Source organism: Mycobacterium talmoniae (assembly GCF_001854525.1).
In the GTDB taxonomy this organism is placed as follows: domain Bacteria; phylum Actinomycetota; class Actinomycetes; order Mycobacteriales; family Mycobacteriaceae; genus Mycobacterium; species Mycobacterium talmoniae.
In genome coordinates, this window is record NZ_MLQM01000191.1 from 1 (window position 1) to 10,324 (window position 10,324).

General features: G+C 69.5%; 11 protein-coding genes, 1 pseudogene and 1 riboswitch. Of the genes and pseudogenes, 5 read left to right on the forward strand and 7 right to left on the reverse strand.

The genetic code is table 11. The annotated features are described in order from the left end of the window. Positions 1 to 1,057: PPW family C-terminal domain-containing PPE protein (locus BKN37_RS30010; RefSeq protein ID WP_479724561.1), on the forward strand; the 1,057-nt coding region annotated here is incomplete at its 5' end. Position 1,058: 1 nt separating this feature from the next. Here BKN37_RS30010 and BKN37_RS23310 read toward each other — a convergent pair. Genes BKN37_RS23310 through BKN37_RS23320 form a run of 3 tightly spaced genes read right to left on the reverse strand, consistent with a single transcriptional unit; the run spans position 1,059 to position 2,667 of the window. Then, complete coding sequence (locus BKN37_RS23310) at positions 1,059 to 1,928, reverse strand: LLM class F420-dependent oxidoreductase (protein WP_071029311.1); 870 nt, start codon at positions 1,926 to 1,928, stop codon at positions 1,059 to 1,061. Positions 1,929 to 1,954: 26 nt separating this feature from the next. Then, the gene (locus tag BKN37_RS23315) at positions 1,955 to 2,389 is read right to left on the reverse strand and encodes a MarR family winged helix-turn-helix transcriptional regulator (RefSeq protein ID WP_071029312.1); all 435 of its coding nucleotides are present in this window, start codon (positions 2,387 to 2,389) and stop codon (positions 1,955 to 1,957) included. A gap of 53 nt (positions 2,390 to 2,442) precedes the next feature. Further along, positions 2,443 to 2,667: a hypothetical protein gene (locus tag BKN37_RS23320; protein WP_071029313.1), complete on the reverse strand. Its 225-nt coding sequence runs from the start codon at positions 2,665 to 2,667 to the stop codon at positions 2,443 to 2,445. 199 nt (positions 2,668 to 2,866) lie between these two features. Here BKN37_RS23320 and BKN37_RS23325 point away from each other — a divergent pair, with 199 nt between their 5' ends. Next, entirely contained in the window at positions 2,867 to 4,075 is a 1,209-nt protein-coding gene (locus BKN37_RS23325) for a TetR/AcrR family transcriptional regulator (RefSeq protein ID WP_423212832.1), read from the forward strand. Here BKN37_RS23325 and BKN37_RS23330 read toward each other — a convergent pair. After that, complete coding sequence (locus BKN37_RS23330; RefSeq protein ID WP_071029315.1) at positions 4,072 to 5,556, reverse strand: flavin-containing monooxygenase; 1,485 nt, start codon at positions 5,554 to 5,556, stop codon at positions 4,072 to 4,074. The genes BKN37_RS23325 and BKN37_RS23330 overlap by 4 nt on opposite strands. 109 nt (positions 5,557 to 5,665) lie before the next feature. Here BKN37_RS23330 and BKN37_RS29350 point away from each other — a divergent pair, with 109 nt between their 5' ends. Both BKN37_RS29350 and BKN37_RS23335 read left to right on the forward strand, forming a co-directional pair. Then, positions 5,666 to 5,842: a hypothetical protein gene (locus BKN37_RS29350; protein ID WP_165618376.1), complete on the forward strand. Its 177-nt coding sequence runs from the start codon at positions 5,666 to 5,668 to the stop codon at positions 5,840 to 5,842. Further along, the gene (locus BKN37_RS23335; protein ID WP_242657337.1) at positions 5,832 to 6,545 is read left to right on the forward strand and encodes a GAF and ANTAR domain-containing protein; all 714 of its coding nucleotides are present in this window, start codon (positions 5,832 to 5,834) and stop codon (positions 6,543 to 6,545) included. The genes BKN37_RS29350 and BKN37_RS23335 overlap by 11 nt, the downstream gene beginning before the upstream one ends. Here BKN37_RS23335 and BKN37_RS23340 read toward each other — a convergent pair. The 3 genes from BKN37_RS23340 to thiC form a co-directional block, all read right to left on the reverse strand. Then, the gene (locus BKN37_RS23340) at positions 6,542 to 7,171 is read right to left on the reverse strand and encodes an alpha/beta hydrolase family protein (protein WP_071029317.1); all 630 of its coding nucleotides are present in this window, start codon (positions 7,169 to 7,171) and stop codon (positions 6,542 to 6,544) included. The genes BKN37_RS23335 and BKN37_RS23340 overlap by 4 nt on opposite strands. Beyond that, complete coding sequence (thiD, locus tag BKN37_RS23345) at positions 7,168 to 8,004, reverse strand: bifunctional hydroxymethylpyrimidine kinase/phosphomethylpyrimidine kinase (RefSeq protein WP_071029318.1); 837 nt, start codon at positions 8,002 to 8,004, stop codon at positions 7,168 to 7,170. The genes BKN37_RS23340 and thiD overlap by 4 nt, the downstream gene beginning before the upstream one ends. Beyond that, a complete protein-coding gene (thiC, locus tag BKN37_RS23350; RefSeq protein WP_071029319.1) occupies positions 8,001 to 9,638 on the reverse strand; it encodes a phosphomethylpyrimidine synthase ThiC in 1,638 nt (545 codons plus the stop codon). The genes thiD and thiC overlap by 4 nt, the downstream gene beginning before the upstream one ends. Further along, positions 9,628 to 9,739, reverse strand: a riboswitch (TPP riboswitch). Its footprint overlaps the gene before it by 11 nt. A 111-nt stretch (positions 9,740 to 9,850) precedes the next feature. Between thiC and BKN37_RS23355 the strand changes: the two are divergent. Beyond that, a pseudogene (locus BKN37_RS23355) lies at positions 9,851 to 10,324 on the forward strand (MFS transporter); the annotation flags it as partial.

Here is a 10,324-nt window from a genome sequence, read left to right on the forward strand (position 1 = left end):
GCCCGCCACCACCCCCGCCCCGCAGATCGTTAACCAGAACAGCCAGGCCTCCACCGCCCAACAGCAGGCCACCACCACGGCGGCGACCACGTCGAGTTCGTCGTGGCAAGACCAGTTGGCGCAATGGATCACCGACTACAACATGGGGTTCGCCGATCCGCTCGCCAAGCTGTTCTTCCCCGAGGGCTTCCCCATCCAGCCGATGCCCCTGGTCAACGCGCTGACCCCGCTGTTTTCGCAAATCCCGGGCATCTCACCGGCTTTGGCCTCCGCGCTGGCCTGGAACGTCTTCCACAACCTGATGCTGGTGTTGGCCTTCGCCGAGGTCTCCCCGCTGCTGTTGGCCGCCGCGGCGCCGATGGCGCTGGCCGCCACCGGGGCCGTGGGGCTCGCCGGGTTGGCCGGCGTGGCCGGGGTCACCGGGGTCGCCGCCGTCCCGGTCCCGCCGGTGGGCCTGCCCGCGGCCGCGGCCACGCCGGTACCCACCGGCTCGGCGTTGGCACCGTCGGCGCCCGCCGGCATCGAAACCACGGTCAGCAACACCTCCACCGCCCCCAGCTCGACGGCCCCGAGCACCGCGACGGCGGCCGGCGGCGGCCCGACCGGCGGCCCCGGCGTCGGGTTCGGCCCGAGTGCGACCAACCCGTTGGGCGCCGGCATGACCGACGTGTCGTATGCGGCCAGCGCAGCGGGGTTGTCGGCGCGGACCAGCGCCAGCCGGCGGCGGTCGCGTTCGGCGGCGGAGCCCGGCAGCGAGGACGCCGCCGCGCCGGCCGACCAGGCGGCCACCGCTGCGCAGGCACGGGCCCGTCGGCGCCGCAAGGCCGGGCAGCGCGGCTACGGCGATGAGTTTATGGACATGAACGTCGAGGTGGATCCGGACTGGGAGGAGCCCGCCGCGGTGGGTGCCTCCGACCACGGGGCCGGGCCGCTGGGATTCGCCGGCGCCGCAGCCAAATCCGGCGTCGCCCAGGCGGCGGGCTTGGCCACGCTGGCCGGCGGGCCGTTCAGCGGCGGACCGACCACCCCGATGGTGCCGCGTAGCTGGTCGGACTGAGCTAACCGATCTCGGCCAGCCGGGGCACCACCTCGTCGCCGAGGCGGCGCACGAAACCGGCCGGGTCGGGGTTTCCCGGCAGCGGGCCGGCGTTGATCATCTCGAACCCGAGCCCGGCCAGCGTTTCGACGGTCTTCAGGTAGCCGTCGAGGTCGGCGAACGGGTCGGTGAACAGGCCGACGGTCCTGCGGATTTCGGCGGGGTCGCGGTTCAGCGTCGCGCAGTGCCGGTTCAGCACTTCGACCTTGTGCGCCAGCTCATCCGGGTCGGACACGGTGGTGTTCCACACGTCGGCGTACTGGGCGACCATCCGCAGCGTCTTCTTTTCCCCGCTGCCGCCGATCAGGATGGGCGGGCGGCGGATCGGTTGCGGCGCACAGATCGTCTCGGCCAACCGGTAGTGCTTGCCGTGATAGGGACCGTCGTTGTCGCTCCACATCTGCCCGCAGGTCTGCAGCGTCTCCTCCATCATCTCGAACCGGTCGGCCAGCGGCGGGTAGGGGATGCCCAACGCGGTGTGCTCGCGTTCGTACCAGGCGGCCCCGATGCCGAGCATGGCCCGGCCCCCCGACAGCACGTCCAGGGTGGTCACGGTTTTGGCCAGCACCCCGGGATAGCGGTAGGTGACCCCGGTGACCAGCATGGTCAGCGTGATCGTCGTGGTGTGCCCGGCCAGGAAGCCCAGCGTGGTGTAGCCCTCCAGGAATGGATCCTGGGCGCGGCCGACCCCCTCCATCTGGAAGAAATGGTCGGCCAGGGTGAACATCGTCGCCCCGCCGTCCTCGGCGGCCGTCGCGGTCGCCGCCAGGGTCGGGCCCAGCTGGCTCGGGTCGCCGGGCAGAAAGTCGATGAAATGTATGCCTAATTCCATGGCGGTGCCGGTCCTTTCGTGGGTGGTCAGTCACATAGCCGGTCCAGCAGCGACATTGCCTCGAGGATGACGCGGCGTTGCGGCTCGGTGAACCGGTCGTGCATCGCGCGGGCCAGCCACTCGCGGCGGGCCTCGCGGTCGGATTCGGCGCGCCGCCGACCCTGCGGTGTCAGCGTGATCACTTGGCGGCGGCCGTCTTCGGGATCCGGACGGCGCTGGATGAATCCGTGTCGGTCCAGGCCGGCGAGTGTGGCCGCCATCGACTGGGGGCGGACCCGCTCGGCGGCGGCCAGCGCACTGGTCGACGACGGCCCGCCCTTGACCAAGCGGAGCAGCACCGCGGTCTGGGACGGGGTGAGGTCGTCGCTGGTGTCGAGTTCCCGAAGCCGGCGCCGCAGCCGGCCGAACACCACCCGCACATCACGGGCGGCGGTGACCGCGGATTCGGCGACGTCGTCCATATAGACAGCCTAGGCTGAACAGCTGAGACTGTCTATATGGGGGTGCGCTGCGGTCAGGTCATACAGACGTTGGAGAGCAGCAACACCGGCCACGACACGATCGACCCGAGGAAGGACACCACCAGGTCGATGCCGTCCAGGTCCTTGAGGTGCTCGGTGTGCGTCCCCGACCACACCACGCCGATCAGCAGATACGGCGTGCCGATGATCAACGCGATCCCGATGAGTTCGGCGACGGTGAATTTGTAGTCGAGCACCCGGCGCAGCAGCTGTAGCACCTGTGCCCTCCCTCTACCGGCGTTGCCGATCCACCTGACCTGCTTCTCCGGGTTCGTCGCATTGGCATCGCACGCACACCGAGCACCCGCTATGTTAATCAGGATTCTGATCCCCTGGGGTAGGTTTGGGAGGAGTGAACGTGGGTAGGGTGAGACGGTGACGAAATCGGTCCGAGTGCCAGCGGCTGCACCCGGAGGGATCCGGCGGCGGCCCAAGGACCGCAAAGACCAGATCGCCCGGGCGTCCGCCGAGGCGTTCAGCGCCTTGGGGTATCACGCGGTCAGCATGGAGACCATCGCGGACAAGGTCGGCATCTCGGCGCCCGCGCTGTACCGGCACTACGCCAGCAAATACCACCTGTTCGCCGGTGCGGTGCTGGCCCTGAGCCAGCAACTGGTGGATTGCACCGAGTTCGTCGACGCCGAACCCGACACCGAGGCGGCCGCCGTGCTGGACCGGGTGGTGCAGGCGCTGCTCGACGTGACGCTGGCCAACCGGGAATCCGGGGGCCTGTACCGCTGGCAGGCGCGCTACCTGGACGGCGATGATCAGCCCACCCTGATGGAACAGTTGCGGCTGGTGAACCAGCGGATCCAGCGGCCGCTGTCCGCGCTGCGGCCGTCGCTGACCTCATCGCAGCGGTGGATGCTGTCCTCCGGCCTGCTCAGCATCATCGGCAGCATCGTCGACCATCGGGTGCGGTCCTCGCGCGACGACATCCGCGCCGTGCTGACCCCGGCGGCGGCGGCGTTGCTGGCCGCCGAGCTGCCCTCGCCGCGCGAGGTGGCGCCGCGCCCGGCGGCCTGGCGGATCTTCGCCGCGGAGGCCGGTGTCTACGAGGCGGTGCTGCACGCGGCGATGGTGTTGTTCAGCGATCAGGGCTACCCGGAAACCAGCATGGCGCAGATCGCCGCGGCCGCCGAGATCCCGGTTTCGGGGATCTACCGCTACTTCTCCGGCAAGTCCGAGATCCTGGTGACCGGGTTGCGGCGGGCCGCCGACCGGATCTCCGGGGAACTGTCCGGGGTGCTGGCCACCCAACGCGACCCGCGGCAGGCGCTCACCGAGGTGGTCGACGCCTATGTCGCGACGTCGTTCGCCAACCCGGAGCTGGCGTCGATCTACTACACCGAACGGGTCAACCTGCCGGCGGTCGACCAGGCGCTGCTGCGCAACGTGCAGCGCTCCACCATCGACTCCTGGGTTCAGCTGCTGACCGCGGTGCGCTCCGACGTCACCGCAACCCAGGCGCGGTTTTTGGTGCACGCCGCGATGGCCCTGGTGGTCGACTTGGGCCGGCTGGTGCACTACGACCGGCTGGCGGCCGACGCCGATGCCGAGGGATCCGCCTACCCGCAGGCCTGCGTGCGCCGGTTGATGGATGTGACGCTGTTCGGGGCGTCTTAGGCGATGGCGTAGTCGTCCAACGGGAAATTGGACCCGTCCCGCACCGCGTTGCGCACCGAGGTGGGCCGCAGCAGCGACGCCTCCCCGCTGTGGTTGAAGTAGTAGGACCGCGACGTCGCGCAGTCGCCGGCGTAGAACACCGAGCGGTCCAGCCGCTCGGTCATGCGATCCAGGAATCGGGCGTTGGCTTGCTCGGTGACCTCGAAAGTCGTGGCGCCGCGGCGCTGCACCTCGCCGAACAGCCGGTCCATGTGCCGCATCTGGTATTCCATGGTGTTGAAGAAGGACAATCCGCAGAACGCGTACGGGCTGGCCAGGCTCAAATAATTCGGGAAGTACGGAATCGACACGCCCTGATAGGCCTGGAACCGGTTCTCCCGCCACCACTTTCCCAGGTTGCGGCCGTTGCGCCCGACGATCTCGATGGCCGGGAAGTTCGCCTCCCACAGGTCGAAACCGGTGGCCAGTACCAAGGTGTCGATGGCGGTTTTGCGGCCGTCGGCGGTGACGATGCCGTCGGGCTCGATGCGCTCGATGCCGCCGGCTTCCAGGTGCACATGCGGTTTGGTGAAGCTGCGGTAGTAGTCGTTGGACCAGCTGGGGCGTTTACAGCCGATGTCGTAGCTGGGGGTCAGCTTGGCCCGCAAGTCCTTGTCGCGCACCGAGATAAACCGGTGGATCTTGCACAGATCCATCGCCGCCACCGACAGCCGGCGGAAGTAGGGGTAGTTCAGCACGCCGGTGAACGTCATGAACTCCAGCAGGTAGTCGGTGACGAACCGGACCGCCCGCTGGGCCGCCGGCACCCGGGCGAACAGCCGTTGCACGGCGGGGGAGAACCCGAAGTCCAGCTTGGGCGCCACCCAGATCGCGGTGCGCTGGTACACCGTCAAGTCGCCGACCGTTTTGGCCAGCTCCGGAATCAGCTGCACGGCGGTGGCGCCGGTGCCGATCAGCCCGACTCGACGCCCGGCGAAGTCGTAGCTGTCGTCCCAGTCGGTGGTGTGGATGACCCGACCGTCGAAGCTGGCGATGCCGGGGATGTCCGGGGTGTGCGGCTGGGACAAGAATCCGGTGGCGGTGATCAGGAACCGGGTGGTCAGGGTTTCCCCGCCGGCCAGCGCCACCCGCCACCGCTGGGCTTCCTCGTCCCAGCGGGCGCCCTGCACCACGGTGTTGAACCGCATGTGGCGGCGCACGTCGTATTTGTCGGCGACGTGCTCGGCGTAGCGCTTGAGCTCCGGGCCGGTGGCGAACAGCCGCGACCAGTACGGGTTGGGCTCGAACCAGTAGGAGTAGGTGGTCGACGGGATGTCGACGGCCAGCCCGGGGTAGCGGTTGACGTGCCAGGTGCCGCCGAGGTCGTTCTCGCGTTCCAGCAGGACGATGTTGTCGTAGCCCAGCTTTTTGAGCTGGATCGCCGCGCCCATGCCGCCGAAGCCGGCGCCCACAATGACCACGTCGAGATGCCCCGCGCTCATAAACCCGACCGTACCTTACTTCGGAGTAGGCATGAACCTCGTCGACGCTGACCGCGCCCGTGCACACTAGTAGATAGTCCCCGACAACGGCCGACGGAAGGCACCCCCCATGACCGGACCGGTTCCGGAAGCCAACGACGCTGACCTGGCCGCCCAGTCGGCGCCGGTCACCGACCCCGACGACGCGCGCGACGAGAGTTTCTCGGTCGACGCCGAAGCCGACGCCGCCGATCTGTTCGAGCAGCATCGCAGCGCGCCCCTGCCCGATGACGACTATGACCGGTGACCTCGACGACTCGGCGACACCGGTCGACCCCGCGACGGTGTTCACCGCGCTGGCCGAGATCGTCTACCAGGGCTCGGACCTGACCGAGGTCTATGCCGCGATCTGCGTGGCGGCGACCTTGATGGTGCCGGGCTGCCAGCACGCCAGCCTGCTGCTGCGCCGCGGCGAGGGCTATGCGACGGCGGCCGCCAGCGATGCGGTGGCCCGCACCATCGACAAACTGGAGCTGGCGGTCGGCGACGGGCCGTGCCTGGATGCCATCGAAGAGGATTCCGCCCAGATCGACACCGATCTGACCGTGCACAGCCAGTGGCCCGCGCTGGCGGCCCGCGTGGTCGCCGAAACCCCGGTGCGCGGCGCGATGGGGTTCCGGCTGCTGGTCGACGGCCGCAAGGTCGGTGCGCTGAACCTGTTCGCCGACGCCCCCAACGTGTTCGACAAGGCCTCGGCCGAACGCGCCATCATCCTGGCGGCGTTCGCCACGGTGGCCATCAACGCCGCGGCCCGCGGGGAGGAGGCGGCCAGCCTGCAGCGCGGGCTGGCCAGCAACCGCGAGATCGGCAAGGCCATCGGGATGATGATGGTGCTCAACGACATCACCGAAGCCGAGGCCTTCGACCTGCTGCGCCGCACCTCCCAGGACACCAACATCAAGGTCGCCGACATCGCCGCCGAAATCGTGCGGCGCCGCGGACGGGTCTAACCGCGGTCAGCGGGCAGCAGCCGCACCGCCGCGTCCACCGCCAGCGCCGCCACATTCAGCCGTTTGGAGCCCAGGTCGTGGCGGGCGCCGATGATTTCGACGACCGCGGTCGGCGCCGGGATCAGTGCGGCGGCGGCGCGCACCTCGTCCAGGGTGCCGAACGGGTCGGAGCTGCCGTGGGTGAACACCGTGGGCGCCGCGATGTCGGGCAGGTGCTCGGTGCGCATCCGCTCCGGTTTCCCCGGCGGGTGCACCGGATAGGAGAACAGCGTCAACACGTCGAGGGCCGCATCGCCGGCGGCCACCACCATCGAGGTTTGCCGGCCGCCGTAGGAGTGGCCGCCGGCGATCAGCGGGCCGTCGGCGAGCTCGCGGGCCACCGCGATGGCCTCGACGATCCCGGCCCGGTCGGTGGCCCCCGACCCGGACGGCGGGCCCTTGGGACGACGCCGCCGATACGGCAGGTTGTAGCGCACCGCGAGCCAGCCGCGGCGCGCCCACTCATCGCAGACCTGGTGCAGCAGCGCCGATTCCCGGCTGCCGCCGGCGCCGTGGGTCAGCACCACCACACCCGCCGGGGTGCCGTCGGGCCGGTGCGCGATCCCGGCGATCTCGTCGAGTGTCATCGGCCCTCGCTCAGCCGGAACAGCGGGGACACCGGGCCGTGGCCGCGGCCCAGCGGGTAGGCGGCGCGCAGGCATTCGGTCACCCACCGCTTGGCGAAGGCCACCGCGTCCGGCACGGTGAACCCGTGCGCCAGCGCGCAGGCCGCCGCCGCGGCCAGCGTGTCGCCGCCGCCGTGGTCGTTGCCGGTGTCAATCCGCGGCGCGTCGAACGAGTAAAAGTCGGTGCCGTCGTACAGCAGATCGGTGCTGTGCGCCGACGAGCGCAGGTGACCGCCCTTGACCAACGCCCAGCGCGGGCCCAGCGCGTGCAGGGCCTTGGCCGCCGCCCGCTGCGAGGCGGCGTCGACCACGTCGATGCCGACCAGCAGCCGCACCTCGTCGAGGTTGGGGGTGACCAGCGTGGCCAACGGAAACAGCTGGGCGCGCAGCGCATCCCGCGCCGCCGGGGCCAGCAGCGCATCCCCGTGCATGGACGCGCACACCGGATCGACCACCAGCGGCACGCCCAGGTTCAGCTCCCGCCACGCCCCGGCCACCGCGGCGATGATGTCCGAGGACGCCAGCATCCCGGTTTTGGCGGCCTGCACCCCGATATCGGTGACCACCGCGCGCATCTGGGCGGCCACCACGTCGCCGGGCACCTCGTGAAAACCCTGCACGCCCACCGTGTTTTGGACGGTGACCGCGGTGACCGCGACGCAGCCGTGCACCCCGAGCAGCGCCATGGTGCGCAGATCGGCCTGGATGCCGGCGCCGCCGCCGGGATCCGAGCCGGCGATCGTCAGCACCCGCGCCGGGGTGGACCCCGGCGCGGGCAGCGGCAGCAACGTCACTGGGAAATCGGCAGATACACCCGGTTGCCGCGCTCGGCGAACTCGGCCGACTTCTCCGCCATCCCCATCGACAGCGCCGCCTCGATGTCCTCCTCGGACTCCAACCCGTGCTCGGCGGCGTAGTCCCGCACATCCTGGCTGATCCGCATCGAGCAGAACTTCGGCCCGCACATCGAGCAGAAGTGCGCGGACTTGGCCGGCTCGGCCGGCAGCGTCTCGTCGTGGAACTCCCGGGCGGTGTCCGGGTCGAGCGACAGCGCGAACTGGTCATACCACCGGAATTCGAACCGCGCCTTGCTCAGGGCGTCGTCGCGGTCCTGCGCCCGCGGGTGCCCCTTGGCCAAATCGGCGGCATGCGCGGCGATCTTGTAGGCGATCACCCCGTCCTTGACGTCCTTGCGGTCCGGCAACCCCAGGTGTTCCTTGGGCGTGACGTAGCACAGCATCGCGGTGCCGGCCTGGGCGATGATCGCCGCGCCGATCGCCGAGGTGATGTGGTCATAGGCCGGGGCGATGTCGGTGGCCAGCGGGCCCAGCGTGTAGAACGGCGCCTCGTCGCACCATTCCTCTTCCAGCCGCACATTTTCCACGATCTTGTGCATCGGCACGTGGCCCGGGCCTTCGATCATCACCTGGGCGCCACGGGATTTCGCGATCTTGGTGAGCTCGCCCAGGGTGCGCAGCTCGGCAAACTGCGCCTCGTCGTTGGCGTCGGCGATCGATCCCGGCCGCAGCCCGTCGCCGAGTGAGAACGTGACGTCGTAGCTGGCCAGGATGTCGGCGAGCTCCTCGAAGTGGGTGTACAGGAACGACTCCTGGTGCCGCGACAGGCACCACGAGGCCATGATCGACCCGCCGCGGGACACGATGCCGGTGACCCGCTTGGCGGTCAGCGGCACATACCGCAGCAGCACCCCGGCGTGCACGGTCATGTAATCCACGCCCTGCTCGCACTGCTCGATCACGGTGTCGCGGTAGATCTCCCAGGTCAGCTTGGTGGGATCCCCGTTGACCTTCTCCAGCGCCTGATAGATCGGCACGGTGCCGACCGGCACCGGCGAGTTACGCAGGATCCACTCCCGGGTCTCGTGGATGTCCTTGCCGGTGGACAGGTCCATGATGGTGTCGGCCCCCCAGCGGGTGGCCCACACCATCTTGTCGACCTCCTCGGCGATCGAGGAGGTGACCGCGCTGTTGCCGATATTGGCGTTGACCTTGACCGCGAACGCCTTGCCGATGATCATCGGCTCGATCTCGGGGTGGTTGTGGTTGGCCGGGATCACCGCGCGGCCGCGGGCCACCTCATCGCGCACCAATTCGGCGGGCAGCCCCTCGCGGGCGGCGATGTAGGCCATCTCTGCGGTGATCTCACCGGCCTGGGCCCGCTGCAGCTGGGTGCCGCGGTCGCGCACCACGCCCGGCCGCGGCGGCAGCCCGGCGTGCACGTCGATCACCGCGTCGGGGTCGGTGTAGGGCCCGGAGGTGTCGTAGAGGTCGAAGTGTTCCCCGTTGGTGAGGTTGACCCGCCGGAACGGCACCTTGGCACCAGGCACGCCGTCGAGCTCGTGGTAGTGCTTGGTGCTGTACGGAATGGGTCCGGTGGTCACGGACGGGGATACAGCCAACTCGGTCATCTCATCTCCCTACGCCGGCATTACCCGGTCAGGTTCGTACGGTCGACGGCGCCCCAGCCGTCCTCTCAGCGCACTCGACGCGCGCTCCCGCGTGGTCTGGTGTGGGACCGTTCCCACGCTAGCGCAGCCGACCGCTCGTCTGCAGGCCCGTGGCGACGGGAATTAGGCCGAAATCATTTGCATAGCTAACATATGCGTTTTGTGGTGACCCGATGACGACCGAGATCCCGACAACACCGCCCGGCGCCGACCCGTCGACCGTCGACGCCGGTGCCGTCGCGACCACCCGTCGGCGGCTGGCCTACGACCACGACCACCCGTTTTACAAGTGGATTGCGCTGTCCAACACCACGCTGGGGGTGCTGATGGCGACCATCAACTCCTCGATCGTGCTGATCTCGCTGCCGGCGATCTTCCGCGGCATCGGGCTCAACCCGCTGGACCCGTCCAACGTCAGCTACCTGCTGTGGATGCTGATGGGTTACCTGCTGGTCTCCGCGGTGCTGGTGGTGCTGTTCGGGCGGCTGGGCGACATGTTCGGCCGGGTCCGGATCTACAACCTGGGTTTCGTGGTGTTCACCGTCGCGGCGGTGGCGCTGTCGGTCGACCCGTTCCACCTCGGGTCCGGCGCGGTGTGGCTGATCGTGTGGCGGGGGGGGCGGGGGGGGGGGGGCGCGGTGGTGGTG

What these genes read in the sequence shown, in the direction of transcription:
- BKN37_RS23315 (WP_071029312.1), bottom strand. Translation starts at nt 2,389, where the DNA reads ATGGACGACGTCGCCGAATCCGCGGTCACCGCCGCCCGTGATGTGCGG.
- BKN37_RS23335 (WP_242657337.1), top strand. Translation starts at nt 5,832, where the DNA reads ATGACCGGTGACCTCGACGACTCGGCGACACCGGTCGACCCCGCGACG.
- BKN37_RS23310 (WP_071029311.1), bottom strand. Translation starts at nt 1,928, where the DNA reads ATGGAATTAGGCATACATTTCATCGACTTTCTGCCCGGCGACCCGAGC.
- BKN37_RS23330 (WP_071029315.1), bottom strand. Translation starts at nt 5,556, where the DNA reads ATGAGCGCGGGGCATCTCGACGTGGTCATTGTGGGCGCCGGCTTCGGC.
- BKN37_RS23340 (WP_071029317.1), bottom strand. Translation starts at nt 7,171, where the DNA reads ATGACACTCGACGAGATCGCCGGGATCGCGCACCGGCCCGACGGCACC.
- BKN37_RS29350 (WP_165618376.1), top strand. Translation starts at nt 5,666, where the DNA reads ATGACCGGACCGGTTCCGGAAGCCAACGACGCTGACCTGGCCGCCCAG.
- thiC (WP_071029319.1), bottom strand. Translation starts at nt 9,638, where the DNA reads ATGACCGAGTTGGCTGTATCCCCGTCCGTGACCACCGGACCCATTCCG.